Origin of the sequence: Microbispora sp. CL1-1 (assembly GCF_012034195.1) — a bacterium.
Taxonomy (GTDB): domain Bacteria; phylum Actinomycetota; class Actinomycetes; order Streptosporangiales; family Streptosporangiaceae; genus Microbispora.
Window position 1 is genome coordinate 142,667 of the sequence record NZ_JAATEK010000016.1, and the last position, 15,626, is coordinate 158,292.

The window sequence follows — 15,626 nt, forward strand, 5'->3', positions numbered from 1 at the left end:
GATGAGGCACGGCGTCAGGATCGGGGTCGACGTCGGCTCCGTCCGCATCGGCGTGGCCCGCAGCGACCCGTCGGGTCTGCTGGCCACGCCGGTGGAGACCGTCCGGCGCGGCCGGGGCGACCTCGCGAGGATCGCCGAGATCACGGCCGAGCACGAGGCGATCGAGATCGTGGTCGGGCTGCCCACGTCGCTGTCGGGCAGGGAGAGCCACGCCGCCGGGGCGGCGCGCGAGTTCGCCGCGCGGCTGGCCCCGCGGGTGGCTCCGGTCCCGATCCGGCTGGTGGACGAGCGGCTCACCACCGTCAGCGCCCAGCAGGGCCTGCGTTCCAGTGGCGTGAAGGCCCGCAACCAGCGTGACGTGATCGACCAGGCGGCGGCCGTCGTGCTGTTGCAGGCCGCGCTCGACGGCGAGCGCGCCACCGGCAATCCCCCCGGCAGACCTCTCGAACCACCGCGGCCCGGCGCCGGGCCCGGTGAGGAAGCGAGCGGCGGGACCGCACGGTGAAGCGGACCGTGGCCGCCGTGGCCGGGGGGCTCGCCTTGGTCGCGGCGGCGGTGACGTATGGCGTGCACCAGGTGGTCGGGCAGTCCGACGAGGCCCCCGACTTCTCCGGCGAGGGCACGGGGACGGTCACGATCGAGATCAGGCCGGGGGCGAGCGCCGCCGAGATCGGCAGGACGCTGGAGCGCGCCGGTGTGGTGGCCAGCGCCCAGTCGTTCGTCGAGCAGGTCGTCATGCGCTCCAAGGAGACCGGCCTGCATCCGGGCCGTTACACGATGCGACGGCGCATGGCCGCCGCCAGCGCTCTCGACCTGCTGCTCGCGCCCGCGAGCAGGGTCGTGCGCACGGTCACCGTGCCCGAGGGGCTGCGTACGAGCGAGGTGCTGCGCATCCTCGCGGAGCGCACCGGCATCCCGCTGAAGGACTTCACGGCCGCCGTCGCCGAGCCCCGGAGCCTGCGCCTGCCCGCGTACGCCGAGGGGGAGGCCGAGGGCTTCCTGTTCCCCGCGACGTACGAGATCGAGCCGGACATGACCGCCGCCGACCTGCTCAGGAAGATGGTGGCCCGGTTCCGCGTCGCCGCCGAGAAGGTGCGGCTCAAGGAGCTGGCGCCGCGGGTGAAGCTCAGGCCCAGGCAGGTGGTGACGGTCGCCAGCATCGTGCAGGCCGAGGGTGGCGTCCCGGCCGACTACCCCAAGATCGCCAGAGTGGTGTACAACCGTCTCGCGCGCGGCGCGAAGCTGGAGATGGACAGCACCATCAACTACGCGCTCGACCGCCACACCCTCAAGGTCAGCATCGAGGACACGCGGGTTGACTCGCCTTACAACACCTACGCGCGTCCCGGGCTGCCGCCCGGGCCCATCGGCAACCCGGGGGAGAGCGCGCTCACAGCCGCCCTCCATCCCGCCGAGGGCGCGTGGTACTGGTTCGTGACCACAGATCCTCGTCATAAAATCACCAAATTCACAGACAAAGAGGCGGAGTTCCGGAAATATCGGGAGGAGCTGAACAGGTATCTCGGGACGAACTGATCGCTTCCCGGGGCATCCGCGCGGCTCCGCCTCGCGGGTTCCCTAGCGCGCTCGGTGCGTCCGCACGGCCCCGCCACCCCCGGGCGGGGCTCCATATATCGGGAACGCCCCCCGCGGAACCCCCTGTCCCGAACCCCCTCGGTTTGGCACACTCGCTTGACGGGAGGCCTCTCGTACCGAGAGATTGGCCAGCGCACTATGAATGATCTGGACATGGACTTCCTGCTCGGCGCCGAGGACGACGACGGTCCTCCCCGGCGCCGGCCCCCTGGCAGCCGGACCCAGCAGCGGCGCAGCCGCAAACGCCGCAAGAAACAGCGGCGCAAGGGCAGGGTCGCCACGCTTTTCGCCCTTGTGATCATCGTCGGGGTCCTCGGCGGCCTCGGCTATTTCGGATTCACCTGGGCACGCAGCGTGATGATCCCCAAGGACTTCACCGGGGTGGGACGCGGCGAGGTCGTCGTCGAGATCGAGGAGGGCGCCAGCGCCACCGACGTCGCCCAGATGCTGGAGAACGAGGGCGTGGTGGCGAGCGCGCGGGCGTTCATCAACGCCATCGGCGCGGCCGGGAAGAGCTCCTCGCTCCAGCCGGGCCAGTATGAGATGCGCAAGGGCATGTCCGCAGAGTCGGCCCTGGCCCTGCTCGACCCCAAGAACCGGGTGCTCAACCGGCTGACCATCCGCGAGGGACTGCGGCTCAGCAAGATCTACGAGGAGCTGTCGACGGCCACGGGCAAGCCGGTCTCGGAGTTCAAGAAGGCCGCCCGCTCCGACATCGGACTGCCCAAGTACGCCAAGGGCAACCTGGAGGGCTTCGCGTTCCCCGCGACGTACGAGATCAACAGCAAGCTCACCCCGCAGCAGATCCTCACCAAGATGGTCGACCGGTTCAACCAGACCGCGGACCGGGTCGACCTGGAGGGCCAGGCGAAGCAGCTCGGCTTCACCCCCAAGCAGATCATCACCATCGCCAGCATCGTGCAGGCGGAGTCCGGCAGCGCCGAGGACATGCCGAAGGTCGCCCGGGTCATCTACAACCGGCTGACCTCCAACCCGCAGATGAAGCTCGGCATGGACAGCACGGTCATGTACGGCCTGAACAAGTACGGCATCGCGGCCACGCACGCCGAGACGGAGAGCAACTCGCGCTACAACACCTACAAGTACTACGGCCTGCCGCCGGGCCCGATCAGCAACCCGGGCGACCACGCGATCGAGGCCGCGCTGCACCCGGCGGACGGCAACTGGCTCTACTTCGTGACGGTCGACCCCAAGCGGGGCATCACCAAGTTCACCGACAAGGAGTCGGAGTTCTGGAAGCTCCGCGACGAGTTCAACAGGAACAACAAATGACCGATACCGGTCAGGGGGCCGGCCAGGAGGTTGGTCGCCGGGCTGCCGTGCTGGGCTCCCCGATCGCGCACTCGCTGTCCCCGGTCCTGCACCGGGCGGCGTACGCGGCGATGGGCCTGCACGACTGGCGCTATGCCGCGATCGAATGCCCCGAAGACGGCCTGGCGGGCCTTATCGGTGGGTTCGGCCCGGAGTGGGCCGGTCTGTCGCTCACGATGCCGCTCAAGCGCGTCGTGCTGCCGCTGCTCGACACGGTCTCCGACCTCGCGCTGGCGGTCGGCGGCGCCAACACCGTGGTGTTCCGCGACGGTGCGCGGCACGGCGAGAACACCGACGTCCACGGCATCGTCCAGGCGCTCGCGGAGGCGGGCGTGTCCGCGCCGGCCTCCGCGGTCGTCCTCGGCGGCGGCGCCACCGCGGCCTCGGCCATCGCCGCCCTGCGGGAGACGGGCCTGGCGGAGGTCACACTGGTCGTGCGTGATCCGGGCCGCGCGGAGGAGACCCTGCGGGTCGCCGAGCGCCTCGGCACCACCGTGACCGTGCGCTCCTTCGACGACCTCGATCCCGAGGCCGACCTGGTGATCTCCACGCTGCCGTCCGGCGCGGCCGACGCGCTCGCCGAGCGGGTCGCGGCCCGCCTGCCCGAGAAGGCGGCGCTGTTCGACGTCGTCTACTCGCCCTGGCCGACGCCGCTGGCGACGGCGGTGGAGGCGCGGGGGCGCGCCGTGATCGGCGGCCTGCCGATGCTGCTGCATCAGGCCGTACGGCAGGTCGAGCTGATGACCGGCCGTACGGACGTGCCGGTGGAGGCCATGCGCGCCGCCGGCGAGGCCGAGCTCGCCCGCCGCGCGGCCTCCTGAGCGGCGTCCTGCTGAGCCTGGGGCACCCCACGGGGGCCCCAGGAATACGTCGGAGAAGCTTCGGGTTTGTGGTAGCGTAGGAACTCGATCGGTCCGGCATGAGCTGGACGCGCAAGCGGAGGTCCTCCTCCCACCTGCTCCGCCGAAAGGCGGACGGGTCAAGGATCACACCGGAGTTTTCGGCAGGAGAGCTCAGTGACCCCGCATGCGTGACGTGCGGGGTTTTGTTTTTTACCCCGCACGGTCGAGACAAGCGGAAGTCTTTTGGAGGTCCCATCAGCACCGAGCCCCGCATCAACGACCGTATTCGCGTGCCCGAGGTGCGCCTCGTCGGCCCGAACGGCGAACAGGTCGGCATCGTCTCCATCGGCGACGCACTGAAGCTGGCGCAGGAGAGCGATCTCGACCTGGTGGAGGTCGCGGCCACGGCCCGCCCGCCCGTCTGCAAGCTCATGGACTACGGCAAGTTCAAGTACGAGTCGGCCATGAAGGCACGCGAGGCCCGCCGCAACCAGGCGCACACGATCATCAAGGAGATCAAGCTCCGGCCGAAGATCGACCCGCACGACTACGAGACCAAGAAAGGTCACGTCGTGCGCTTCCTGAAGGCGGGAGACAAGGTCAAGGTCACGATCATGTTCCGAGGCCGCGAGCAGTCCCGGCCAGAGCTGGGATTCCGGCTCCTGCAGCGCCTCGCCGAGGACGTCACCGACCTGGGGTTCGTCGAGTCGCAGCCGAAGCAGGACGGTCGCAACATGATCATGGTGATCGGGCCGCACAAGAAGAAGGCCGAGGCGAAGGCCGAGAAGGCCGCCGCCAAGGCCCGCGGCACCGGCCAGCAGGAGGCGGAGCCCGCCCAGGAGCAGGCCGCGCAGCCGCAGTGACGCCCGCCTGAACCACCAGGCGGGGCGCCGCAGACATTCACGGATACCGAGACCGGGACGGTCTCGCGGAGTAAGGCAGGCCGCCGGCCCGGGTCACCGGCCCGGGCCGTCGGCACGGACGAAAGAGGAGAGACGGCTGAGATGCCGAAGATGAAGACGCACAGCGGTGCGAAGAAGCGGTTCCGGCTCACCGGATCCGGCAAGGTTGTCCGCCGCCGCGCCAACCGGCAGCACCTGTTCGAGCACAAGCCGTCCACTCGCACGCGCCGCCTTGAGGGCGTCGTCGTCATGTCCGACGCCGACACCAAGAAGATCAAGAAGCTGCTCGCGAAGTAACGACCCGGGGAGATAGAACAACATGGCACGCGTGAAGCGGGCGCTCAACGCCAAGAAGAAGCGCCGGGTCGTCCTCGAGCGGGCGAGCGGTTACCGGGGGCAGCGGTCGCGCCTCTACCGCAAGGCCAAGGAGCAGATGCTCCACTCGATGACCTATGCATACCGGGACCGCAAGGACAAGAAGGGCACGTTCCGCCGGCTGTGGATCCAGCGGATCAACGCCGCGGCCCGTGCCAACGGCATCACCTACAACCGGTTCATCCAGGGCCTGCGCCTGGCCGGCATCGAGGTGGACCGCAAGATCCTCGCGGACCTCGCGGTGAACGACACGCAGACCTTCGCCACGCTGGTCGAGTCCGCCCGCAAGGCGCTCCCGTCCGACGTGAACGCGCCGGTCGCCTGAGACCTGCACCTGCGCACACACGAGGGCCCGTCGCCTGCGGCGGGCCCTCATCCACGTCGAGGGGGGACATGCGGGCATGGCGGAGCTCACCAACATCAAGTCGCCGCGCGTCAAGGCGGCCCGCAGGCTGACCAAGCGCGCGTTCCGCGATCGCGACCGGGCGTTCCTGGCGGAAGGGCCGCAGGCGGTCCGTGAGGCACTCGCGCTCAAGGACGTCACGGTCGAGCTGTTCACGACGGTCGAGGCGGAGACGCGGCACGCCGACATCGTGGCCGCCGCCGTAGCGGCGGGCGTCCCGGTCCACCGCGCGAGCGGCGAGGTCATGTCGGAGCTGACCCAGACGGTCACCCCGCAGGGCCTGCTCGCCGTGTGCCGGTTCGTGCACGTGCCGCTGGCCGAGGCGGTGCCGCGGGGAGCCCGGCTGGTGGCGATCCTCGCCCACGTACGCGACCCCGGCAACGCGGGGACGGTCCTGCGCACCGCCGACGCCGCGGGCGCCGACGCGGTGGTGTTCACCGACGCGTCGGTCGACCCGTACAACGGCAAGTGCGTGCGGGCCAGCGCGGGGAGCCTTTTCCACCTGCCGGTCGTGACCGGAACTCCCGTGGCCGACGCCGTACGGCACGCGCGGGAGGCGGGGCTGCGCGTGTTCGCGGCAGACGGCGCGGGCACCCGGACGCTCGACGAGGTCGCCCTGGACACGCCCGCCGCCTGGCTGTTCGGCAACGAGGCGTGGGGACTGCCGCCCGAGCTCCTCGCGCTGGCCGACGAGGTGGTGCGCGTCCCGATTTACGGGCGGGCGGAAAGCCTGAATCTCGCCACCGCCGCCGCGGTCTGCCTGTACGCCTCCGCGCGTGCTCAACGGCAGACCTTACATTCCGTGGAAGATCCCACTACCCCGGCGCTCTGAGGCTGCTGCCGAGCCCGGGAAACCCGCTATTGTCGGCGAAGGAGTCGCGCAGGACGTCGGCGGCGCGCGCAGTTCCGGAGCTCGAGGAGGCGGTCTCGTGCGAGGTGACGACACCCCCGGCGGCGCCCTTGCAGGGGACGCCGGAGGGCGGGCGCACATCGACGTCGACGACCTTCCCGACGGCCTCGTCGCCACCGACGCCGACGGCGTGATCCTGATGGTCAACCGGGCCGCCGAGCGGCTGACCGGGGTGACCCGTGAGGCGGCGGTGGGCAGGCCCATCGGCGACGTGCTGCCGATGCGCGACCAGGACGGCCGCGACTGGTGGAAGTGGCTCGACCCGCACGGCGGGCTGGCCATCCGCAGCCGCCAGCCGGAGCGGCCGCTGCACCTGCCCGGCCGCCAGGAGATGCTGGTCGCCGCGCGCTTCGTCCGCACGCCGCCGCGTGGCGGCCGCGTGGAGCGCGTCGTGATCACGCTGCGGGACGCCTCGGCGCGCGCCCGGATCGAGCGCAGCCGCGCCGACCTGGTCTCGACCGTGGCCCACGAGCTGCGCTCGCCGCTGACCAGCGTCAAGGGGTTCACCGCGACGCTGCTGGCCAAGTGGGACCGCTTCACCGACGCCCAGAAGCGCGTGATGCTGGAGACGGTCAACGCGGACGCCGACCGGGTGACGCGGCTGATCACCGAGCTGCTCGACGTCTCGCGCATCGAGTCGGGCCGTTTGGAGATCCACCGCCAGATCGTGGACGTGCCCGCGCGGGCCCGCAGGATCATCGCGGGCCGGGTGGCGGCGGGGGAGCCGGAGGACCGTTTCCGGCTGGAGGTTCTCGGCGAACTGCCGGAGATGTGGCTCGATCAGGACAAGATTGACCAGATTCTCGCGAACCTGGTGGAAAACGCGGTGCGCCACGGACGCGGTACGGTGACCATAGTGGTGGAGCCGGTCGAATGGGGAGTGGCGGTGTCGGTGCGGGACCAGGGTGAGGGCGTGGCGCCCGAGCTGGTCGGCCGTGTCTTCCGCCAGTTCTGGCGGGGCAACGGCCGCCGCCGCGGAGGGACCGGCCTCGGTCTTTTCATCGTCAAGGGCCTCGTGGAGGCCCACGGCGGCACCATCAGCGTGCAGCGCGCGCCCGGCGGCGGCGCGGAGTTCCGATTTACCTTGCCCACCGGCACCCCTGAATTCGCCTGAGCCTTTCCACAGGCCGATCGCGCGGAGGACGGCCCGGTGGGCTGATCGGACTAGACTCGTTGCCGCTGAGCGCAGGGCGCTCGCAGGCCCCTGGATACGGAGCTCTCTCTTGTCGAACACCTATGACCCGGTCGAGGTGACGCCGCTGCACGCCGACGAGGTCGCGCGGGCACAGGCCGACGCTCTCGCCGCGATCGCCGCGGCGCGCGACCTCGACGATCTGAAGCAGGCAAGGCTCGCGCACGCGGGCGACCGCTCGCCCATCGCGCTGGCGAACCGTGAGATCGGCGCACTGCCACCCGCCGCGCGCGCCGAGGCGGGCAAGCGGATCGGCGCCGCGCGCAAGGCGATCGGCGAGGCGCTCGCCGCCCGCCAGGCCGAGCTGGAGGCCGAGCGGGACGCGCGGGTCCTCATCGAGGAGACCGTCGACGTCACGCTGCCCTGGGACCGCGCGCCGCGCGGCGCCCGGCACCCGCTGACCACGCTGCAGGAGCGCATCGCCGACGCGTTCGTGGCGATGGGCTACGAGGTGGCGGAGGGCCCCGAGCTCGAAGGCGAGTGGTTCAACTTCGACGCGCTGAACATCGCCCCCGATCACCCGGCCAGGTCCGACCACGACACGTTCTTCGTGGAGAGCGTCGACTCCGGCAAGGTGCTGCGCACGCAGACCTCGCCGGTGCAGATCAGGGCGCTGCTGTCGCGCCCGCTGCCCGTCTATGTGGTGTCGCCGGGCAAGACCTTCCGCACCGACGAGCTGGACGCCACACACACGCCGGTCTTCCACCAGGTCGAGGGCCTGGCGGTCGACAAGGGGCTGACGATGGCCCACCTGAAGGGCACGCTCGACCGGTTCGCCGAGGTGATGTTCGGCGCGGGGATCACCACCCGGTTCCGGCCGCACTACTTCCCCTTCACCGAGCCGTCGGCCGAGCTCGACCTGCGCTGCTTCGTCTGCCGCGGCTCCTCGGCGGTGCCGGGCAACCCGCCCTGCCGCACCTGCAAGTCGGAGGGCTGGATCGAGTGGGGCGGCTGCGGCATGGTCAACCCGCGCGTGCTGCTGGCCTGCGGCGTCGACCCCGCCGTCTATTCGGGATTCGCCTTCGGCATGGGCGTGGAGCGGACGCTGATGTTCCGCCACAACGCCGAGGACATGCGTGACATGGTCGAGGGCGACATCCGGTTCACCCTGCCGTTCGGGATGGAGGTCTGATGAAGGTCCCGCTTTCATGGCTGCGGGAGTACGTCGATCTCCCCGCGGTCACCGCCCAGGAGGTGGCCGACCGGCTCACCGCCGCCGGCCTCAAGCTGGAGGCCATCCACTCGCACGGCCACGAGATCAAGAACGTCGTGGTCGGCCGGGTCCTCGAGATCGAGGAGCTGACCGGGTTCAAGAAGCCCATCCGGCACTGCAAGGTCGAGGTCGGGGAGGCGACGCCGCGCGAGATCGTCTGCGGCGCGACGAACTTCTCCGTGGGCGCCGTGGTCCCGGTCGCGCTGCCCGGCGCGGTGCTCCCCGGCGGCTTCGAGATCGGCTCCCGCAAGACCTACGGGCGGCTGTCCGACGGCATGATCTGCTCCGAGGCCGAGCTCGGCATCGCCGAGTCGTCCCCGGGCATCCTGCTGCTGCCGGATGACACCCCGATCGGCGCCGACGTGGTCGAGCTGCTCGGCCTGCGTGACGACGTGCTCGAACTGGAGGTCGCCACCGACCGCGGCTACGCCCTGTCGATCCGCGGCGTCGCCCGCGAGGCGGCCATCGCCTTCGGCGTGCCGTTCCGCGACCCGGCCGCGACCGAGGCGGAGTCCGGCGGCGGCGAGTCGTGGCCCGCGGAGATCGCCGACCCTTCCGCCTGCGACCGCTTCGTGCTGCGCTCGGTCACCGGCTTCGACCCGGCCGCCGAGTCGCCGCTGTGGATGCGGGTGCGGCTGGCCCGCGCCGGCATGCGCTCGGTCTCGCTGGCCGTCGACATCACCAACTACGTGATGCTGGAGCTCGGCCAGCCCCTGCACGCCTTCGACCGGTCGCGCCTGTCCGGCCCGATCGTCGTACGGCGGGCCCGGCCGGGGGAGACGCTGGAGACGCTCGACCACGTGGTGCGGACGCTCCACGAGGAGGACATCCTCATCACCGACGACTCGGGCCCGATCTCCATGGCCGGCACGATGGGCGGCCTGCACACGGAGATCTCCGACACCTCGACCGACATCGTCATCGAGGCGGCGCACTTCTCGGCCACCGGCATCGCCCGCGAGTCGCGGCGGCACAACCTGGTTAGCGAGGCGTCCAAGCGGTTCGAGCGCGGCGTCGACCGCGAGCTGCCCCTCGCCGCGTCGTGGCGTGCCGTGCAGCTCCTGGTCGAGCTCGGCGGTGCCGTCGCCGACCCCGGAGTGACCCACACCCAGGTCGACGTCTCGCCGGTGCGGATCACCATCCCGGCCGATCACCCGAGCCGTGTGGCGGGTGTGACGTACGAGCGGGAGACCGTGATCCGCAGGCTGGAGCAGATCGGCTGCACGGTGACGGAGGGCGCCGTCTCCGCAGGCCCGGCCGGGCACGGCGTCGCGGCCACCGGCGTGCTCGCCTCCGGCGACCTCGCCGGCCGGCTGGCCGTCCCCGGCGACGACCTGATCACGGTCACGCCGCCGACGTGGCGCCCCGACCTGACCGATCCGAACGACCTCGCCGAGGAGGTCATCCGGCTTGAGGGGTACGACCGCATCCCGTCGGTCCTGCCCCCTGCCCCGGCCGGGGGCGGGCTGACCGAGGCGCAGCGGCTGCGCCGCCGGGTGGGCCGCGCCCTGGCCCACGCGGGATACGTGGAGGTGCTCGCCTACCCGTTCATGGGGCCGCGCGACCTCGACAACCTCCTGCTGCCCGAGGACGACCCCCGCAGGCGGGCGACCCGGCTGGTCAACCCGCTCAGCGAGGACGAGCCGTTCATGCGGACCACGCTGCTGCCGGGCCTGCTGAAGACCCTGGTGCGCAACGTGGGCCGCGGCCACGCCGACGTGGCGCTGTTCGAGTCCGGGCTGGTCTACCGGCCCGAGCCGCAGGCGCCCGCGACGGCCCCGGTGCTCCCGGTCGACCGCAGGCCCACGGAGGAGGAGCTGGCGGCGATCGAGACGGCGCTGCCGAGGCAGCCGCTGCGGGTGGCCGTGGTGCTGGCCGGGGAGTTCGAGCGCTCCGGCTGGTGGGGCGAGGGCCGGCAGGCGTCCTGGGCGGACGCCGTCGAGGCGGCCCGCACGGTCGCGCGGGCGGCGGGCGTGGAGCTCGGCGTCCGGGCCGACCAGCACGAGCCGTGGCATCCCGGGCGGTGCGCCGCGCTGACCGTCACCGACGCCGAGACCGGTGAGACGGTGCTGGTGGGTCACGCAGGCGAGCTGCACCCGCGGGTCGTCGAGGCGTACGGGCTGCCGCCGCGCACCTGCGCGATGGAGATTGAGCTGTCGCTGCTGACCCCCGCCGGGCCGGTGCAGACGCCCGCCGTGTCCGCCTATCCGGTGGCGACGCAGGACGTCGCGCTGACCGTCGCCGTCTCCACCCCGGTCGCCGAGGTCGAGGCCGCTCTCCGGGAGGGGGCGGGCGAGCTGCTGGAGTCGATCAGGCTGTTCGACGTCTACACGGGCCCGCAGGTGGGCGAGGGCAACAAGTCCCTGGCCTACACGCTGCGGTTCCGGGCGCCCGACCGCACGCTCACGGCCGAGGAGACCACGGCCGCGCGTGACGCCGCCGTCGCCCTCGCCGCCGAGCGCACCGGAGCCCAGCTCCGCGGCGCCTGAGTAGCCGCTGATCACTTGAGCGGGTGCCGGCACGGTGTCTTGTCGACACGGTGCCGGCGCCCGCGGTCGTCTCTCCCGGAGGAGCGGTGCGTCACCTGCTGGTCTTCCCCGAGCGGGACAGCGCGGAGGAGTCCGCGGAGACCGTGGCCGAGCTGTTCCCGGCGCTCGGCGTTCCCGGCGTCGTCCGTGAGCTGCTCGCGGGCGAGGACGACGCCGAGGACGCCCAGTGGGTGGTCGTCGTGGACGACCCGGACGGCGCCCTCGGCCCGGCGGACCTGGCCCGGCTCGACGCCCTCGCCGAGGAGGGCGAGGGCTGGCGCGAGCCGGGCTGACCGCCGCCCTACCTGCCGTACACCTCGAAGGAGTACAGCGAGTAGCCGTAGCCGGTGCCGCGCTTGACGCCCTGCATCCGCACATAGCGCGCCCCGGTCGGGGCGAACGCGACGTTGTCCACGCCGCCGTCGCCCGTGGTCGTCTGCGCGACGGTGGTCCACGTGGAGCCGTCCGCCGAGGCCTGGATCCGGTACGACGAGCCGTAGGCCGTCTCCCAGCGCAGGATCACCCGTCCCACGGACTTCAGCGAGCCGAGATCGACCTGGATGTACTGGTTGTCGCTCCACCCGCTGGCCCACCGGCTCGCCGGGTCGCCGTCCACGGCCTTGGCCGGGGTGTAGGAGTCCTGCGTGCTCGACGCGCTCGCCGTACGGCCCAGGGCGAGGTCGGTCACGTCGTCGCCGCGGTGCGCGGGGAACGAGACCACCTGCTGATAGGTCGGCCGGTTCTGCCAGGAGATCAGCGAGTGCTTGACGCCGCCGAGCGGCGACTGCCGTACCGCGTCGGCGCACCACTGGTCGCCCGCCGAGCAGGAGTCGTCACCCGGATAGGTCGTCGCCGCCGGTTCGGCCAGCGCCGCCGCCAGGCTGTCGAGCAGGACCGTACGGCAGGCCGCCACGGTCGCCCCGCAATACTTGGCCGGCAGGGGAGCGGCCACCGGGTCGCCGAGCACGGCCCGGATGTCCTTGTCCACGTAGCCCCACCAGCCGTACTGGAACGACGACCCCTTGTGGGGCTGCGCCTCGTTGGCCGAGCCGGGCAGCGAGGAGACGTCGCCCTGCTGGTGCCCGGACGGCGACTCGTTGATCTGCAGGGCGTTGACCAGCGCCTGGTAGAGCCCGTCGCCCAGCCCGGGGCGGAACTGGGCCCGCACCAGCTTGGGCCACCAGGCGTCGAAGATCCGGATGGCGTCGGCGTGGGCGTACTTCTTGCTGCCCGTGCTCGTCTCCTCCCGCCTGGCGCCCGCGCCGGCCCAGGCGGACAGCTTGGAGACGGCCGAGGCGAGGGCGGGGTCGGAGACGGACGCACTGTTGATCACGCGGAGCAGCGCGGGCAGCACCTTCCATCCGCGCAGGTCGGTCGTCGCCGCCGACGCCATGATCTTCACGACCCCGGCGCGGTCGAGGGTGCCCGAGGACAGGGCCGCCTTGACCGGCGCGTCGAGCAGGTCGGCCCGGTGGACCGCCCCGAAGCTGAAGTTGCCGTCGGCCGCGCCGAAGTCCTTGGCCTGCTTGTTGTTCCAGCTCACGAAGTAGTCCTGGTTGACCGCCTGCGGATGCGCCGAGGGCGGGAGATAGGACGCGGTGTTGGCCGCCGGGTCGAAGCCGCTCCACTCGTGCGCGGCGTCGGCCGTCATGGGCAGGTTCGGGTCGGACTCCGGCGACCGCACAGGGACGTTGCCGGACATGAAGTACGCCGCGTCGGTGGAGTTCACGTAGAACCAGTTGAACGCGAAGCCGATGGTGGAGGCCGAGTTGGCGAAGGCCGCCGCCGAGCCCATCTCCGCCGGGTCGTTGAACATCTGGAAGCCGATCGCCGAGTCCGCCTCGTGCTGGTAGGTCGAGCGCAGCGTGGTGAACGCCGTCGGCACGCCGCCGACCGTGCCCCGCCAGGTGACCAGGCCATATTTGGTGCGCTTGATGACCAGATCGTACGACCCGGCGGCGGTGGAGTCGGCCGTGTTGGGCTTCCAGGAGTTGGTCTTCTTCAGCGTCTCCATGGGCGTGCAGACGCCGTGGTAGAGGTAGTGGTCGCTGGAGACCGCGGGCGTGCCGCCGTCCGGGTCGCACAGCGTCACGGCGTAGGTGTCGGTGATGTCCTCGGCGGCCGAGGTGGCGCTCCAGGCGTAGTCGGTGCCGCGTCCGAGCAGCACGTAGAGGTTGAGCCCGGCGAAGGCCGCGCCGCGCGCCCGGATGCCGGGCCCGGACAGCTCCTCCAGCATGAGCAGTTGCGGCGCGAAGTAGCCGGTCTGCGGGCCGAACACGGCGATCGGGTGTCCGCCGGTCGCCTTCGCGGCCGAGACCACGATGGCGTTGGACATCTCCGGCTTGGAGTTGTCCACGGTGAGCCCGGTCAGCGCGCTCTTGACCTGCGTGGTGGCGGTCCTCGCGGTGCCGGTCTCGTTGGCCGTGATGTCGACCGGCGTGGTCGTGCCCGCGTCGGGCAGCACCACTCCGGTCGCGCCGGCCGGTGCCGCGCCGAAGGGGAAGCTCTGGTCGCCGTGCAGGGTCAGCACGGTCTCCGGGTCGTTCTGCGAGCGGAACGCCGCCCACACCTGGTCGCCCTGGGCGGCGCCGTACTTCGCCCGTGCGGCCACGCGTACGAGGGCCGACTGCATCTCGGCGCCGCCGCCCCCGCCGAACAGACCGCCGATCACGCCGGAGATCGCGATCAGGTCGGTCATCCGGAAGTCCTCCGGGCCGCCCTTGTTCGTGATCGCGTCGAGGTGGCCGGTGAGCACGTACTCACCCGGGCAGTCGCGGTTGGCCATGCAGTGGTCGATGTACGAGTTGATCCCGGCGACGTAGTTCTGCACGTCCGAATAGAGCTGGGCGCCCCGGGTGCCGGCCGTCTTCAGCCGGTCGACCTGGGCCTGGAGGTCGGCCTCCGTGTAGGGGGAGTTGCGCCAGACGCTCTGCTCCAGCTCCCTGTTGCCCGCGGCCCCGCCGGCGAACGGCGTCAGCTCGCCCCGGCCGACGTGGCGCATGAGGTCCATCAGCCACAGCCGGTCCTGCGCGCCGGCGTAGCCCGCGCCGAACATCGTGCCCTCGCGGGTGGTGCCGGTGATGTGGGGGACGCCGGTCGCCTTGTCGCGCACGATGGTGACGCCCGAGCGCGGGCTCACCGTGCTCTCGACCTGGTTCGCCGGCACGCCGAACGAGCTGTCGTTGAAGAACGCGGTGATCTGCTCGTCGGTCAGGCCGGTGTAGCCCGAGAGCAGGCCGGAGTATTTGCCGAGCTGGTCCTTGCTGTGGGCCGGATAGGTGCCGAGGAGCTGGTTGCCCAGGATGTCCACGAGGGTGGCGTTGCCGTTCTGGCCGGGCGGCAGGACGTCAGTGCACTGGCCGAGGCAGTAGTCGTCGGGCGGGTAGTAGGGGGCCGCGGCGGCCGGCGCCGCCGGCAGGCCGACGGCGACGAGGGCCAGCGCGGCGGCAGCGGTGATCGCCCGTCGAAGGCGCGCGTGCATGGGGGAACTTCCCTTCGCGATGTCAGGGGGTGAAGGGACCGATGGTGGTGCTGTTCACGCGCGTGAATATGAGCAGTGCTCAACTCTGGACGATACGCGCGGGTAACCAGAGGATCAATGGGGGAAATGCCCGCCGGTGAGTCCGATGCCGCCGGGGGCCGCAGGGACGCCGGCTCGCGTGGGGAAAGTTCAGAGCGTGTCGATCTCGGTGAGGTCGATGTCGATGTCGAACGGCACCGACAGCTTGAGCCGGTCGTGGTAGATCCCGGTCAGCGCGTACGTCGTGGTGGCCGGGTCGAGTTCGTACACGTAGACCGTGGGCCGCCCGGCCTGGTTCTCGATCCGCCAGAAGTGGGCGATCCCCGCCTCCGCGTAGAGCTGCGGCTTGCGCTTGCGATCCCGCTCCTCCGAGTCCGGCGAGACGACCTCGACGGCCGGCAGCACGTCACTCGCCTCGTACGCGGTTTCATCCGTCCCCTGCACCGCCTCGGCGTGAAGAACCACCATGTCGGGCTCGGGCCTTTGGCGAAGCCCGAGGACGACACTCATCTCACGGCGCACGCGCAGGTGTGCTGGGCAGAACCGGCGCAGTTCCCGTTCCAGCAGGAACAGCGTCAAGGTGTGAAAGGAGGCTTGGGGGCTCGCGAAGACCAAGCTTCCATCGATCAACTCTGTGTGTGCGGGAAGTTGCGGCATGTGATCGAGGTCGGCCGCCGTGAAGCCTTCCACCGGAGGGAAGACCCAGCTCGGGAGACCGTGCGTGTCACTCAATGGTGCTTCGCTCCATGCCTCTGCCGTCATGCGCTCACGTAGTAACGCATGAGCGCCTCGCGTTGTGTTTCCCCCCTGGCG

Annotated in this window: 14 protein-coding genes; 12 read left to right on the forward strand and 2 right to left on the reverse strand. The window is 71.2% G+C overall.

Features of this window, described 5'->3' with window-relative positions:
* The first annotated feature begins 1 nt into the window (after window position 1).
* The 12 genes from ruvX to HCK04_RS20360 all read left to right on the forward strand — a co-directional run bounded on the left by ruvX (window position 2) and on the right by HCK04_RS20360 (window position 11,586).
* A complete protein-coding gene (gene ruvX / locus HCK04_RS20305) occupies window positions 2-505 on the forward strand; it encodes a Holliday junction resolvase RuvX (protein WP_142620615.1) in 504 nt (167 codons plus the stop codon).
* Complete coding sequence (gene mltG / locus HCK04_RS20310; protein ID WP_168066096.1) at window positions 502-1,536, forward strand: endolytic transglycosylase MltG; 1,035 nt, start codon at window positions 502-504, stop codon at window positions 1,534-1,536. The genes ruvX and mltG (HCK04_RS20310) overlap by 4 nt, the downstream gene beginning before the upstream one ends.
* 198 nt (window positions 1,537-1,734) lie before the next feature.
* On the forward strand, window positions 1,735-2,889 hold the full coding sequence (gene mltG / locus HCK04_RS20315) for an endolytic transglycosylase MltG (RefSeq protein WP_142648950.1): 1,155 nt from the start codon (window positions 1,735-1,737) through the stop codon (window positions 2,887-2,889).
* Complete coding sequence (locus HCK04_RS20320) at window positions 2,886-3,749, forward strand: shikimate dehydrogenase (RefSeq protein ID WP_142648951.1); 864 nt, start codon at window positions 2,886-2,888, stop codon at window positions 3,747-3,749. The genes mltG (HCK04_RS20315) and HCK04_RS20320 overlap by 4 nt, the downstream gene beginning before the upstream one ends.
* 275 nt (window positions 3,750-4,024) lie before the next feature.
* Window positions 4,025-4,633: a translation initiation factor IF-3 gene (infC, locus tag HCK04_RS20325; RefSeq protein WP_221889944.1), complete on the forward strand. Its 609-nt coding sequence runs from the start codon at window positions 4,025-4,027 to the stop codon at window positions 4,631-4,633.
* A 141-nt stretch (window positions 4,634-4,774) separates the two neighbouring features.
* Complete coding sequence (gene rpmI / locus HCK04_RS20330) at window positions 4,775-4,969, forward strand: 50S ribosomal protein L35 (protein WP_030504936.1); 195 nt, start codon at window positions 4,775-4,777, stop codon at window positions 4,967-4,969.
* A gap of 22 nt (window positions 4,970-4,991) precedes the next feature.
* Window positions 4,992-5,372, forward strand: coding sequence for a 50S ribosomal protein L20 (rplT, locus tag HCK04_RS20335; RefSeq protein ID WP_139575007.1), 381 nt, complete (start codon window positions 4,992-4,994; stop codon window positions 5,370-5,372).
* Between the two features lie 76 nt (window positions 5,373-5,448).
* Complete coding sequence (locus tag HCK04_RS20340) at window positions 5,449-6,282, forward strand: RNA methyltransferase (protein WP_142648952.1); 834 nt, start codon at window positions 5,449-5,451, stop codon at window positions 6,280-6,282.
* A 157-nt stretch (window positions 6,283-6,439) separates the two neighbouring features.
* Complete coding sequence (locus HCK04_RS20345) at window positions 6,440-7,474, forward strand: ATP-binding protein (protein WP_260617347.1); 1,035 nt, start codon at window positions 6,440-6,442, stop codon at window positions 7,472-7,474.
* 109 nt (window positions 7,475-7,583) lie between these two features.
* Entirely contained in the window at window positions 7,584-8,684 is a 1,101-nt protein-coding gene (gene pheS, locus HCK04_RS20350) for a phenylalanine--tRNA ligase subunit alpha (protein WP_142648954.1), read from the forward strand.
* Window positions 8,684-11,254, forward strand: coding sequence for a phenylalanine--tRNA ligase subunit beta (locus HCK04_RS20355; protein WP_142648955.1), 2,571 nt, complete (start codon window positions 8,684-8,686; stop codon window positions 11,252-11,254). The genes pheS and HCK04_RS20355 overlap by 1 nt, the downstream gene beginning before the upstream one ends.
* An 86-nt stretch (window positions 11,255-11,340) precedes the next feature.
* Window positions 11,341-11,586 (forward strand): hypothetical protein, encoded by a 246-nt coding sequence (locus HCK04_RS20360; RefSeq protein ID WP_142648956.1) that lies wholly within the window; start codon window positions 11,341-11,343, stop codon window positions 11,584-11,586.
* Window positions 11,587-11,594: 8 nt separating this feature from the next.
* Here the strand turns inward: HCK04_RS20360 and HCK04_RS20365 are convergent, their stop codons facing one another.
* On the reverse strand, window positions 11,595-14,774 hold the full coding sequence (locus HCK04_RS20365) for a penicillin acylase family protein (protein WP_142648957.1): 3,180 nt from the start codon (window positions 14,772-14,774) through the stop codon (window positions 11,595-11,597).
* Window positions 14,775-14,963: 189 nt separating this feature from the next.
* The gene (locus HCK04_RS20370; protein WP_142648958.1) at window positions 14,964-15,575 is read right to left on the reverse strand and encodes a Uma2 family endonuclease; all 612 of its coding nucleotides are present in this window, start codon (window positions 15,573-15,575) and stop codon (window positions 14,964-14,966) included.
* Between the last annotated feature and the right edge of the window lie 51 nt (window positions 15,576-15,626).

Bases quoted from the DNA above. Each gene is read 5' to 3' on its own strand.
- ruvX (WP_142620615.1), top strand. From the start codon at position 2: ATGAGGCACGGCGTCAGGATCGGGGTCGACGTCGGCTCCGTCCGCATC.
- mltG (WP_142648950.1), top strand. From the start codon at position 1,735: ATGAATGATCTGGACATGGACTTCCTGCTCGGCGCCGAGGACGACGAC.
- HCK04_RS20320 (WP_142648951.1), top strand. From the start codon at position 2,886: ATGACCGATACCGGTCAGGGGGCCGGCCAGGAGGTTGGTCGCCGGGCT.
- rpmI (WP_030504936.1), top strand. From the start codon at position 4,775: ATGCCGAAGATGAAGACGCACAGCGGTGCGAAGAAGCGGTTCCGGCTC.
- rplT (WP_139575007.1), top strand. From the start codon at position 4,992: ATGGCACGCGTGAAGCGGGCGCTCAACGCCAAGAAGAAGCGCCGGGTC.
- HCK04_RS20340 (WP_142648952.1), top strand. From the start codon at position 5,449: ATGGCGGAGCTCACCAACATCAAGTCGCCGCGCGTCAAGGCGGCCCGC.
- HCK04_RS20355 (WP_142648955.1), top strand. From the start codon at position 8,684: ATGAAGGTCCCGCTTTCATGGCTGCGGGAGTACGTCGATCTCCCCGCG.
- HCK04_RS20365 (WP_142648957.1), bottom strand. From the start codon at position 14,774: ATGCACGCGCGCCTTCGACGGGCGATCACCGCTGCCGCCGCGCTGGCC.
- HCK04_RS20370 (WP_142648958.1), bottom strand. From the start codon at position 15,575: ATGACGGCAGAGGCATGGAGCGAAGCACCATTGAGTGACACGCACGGT.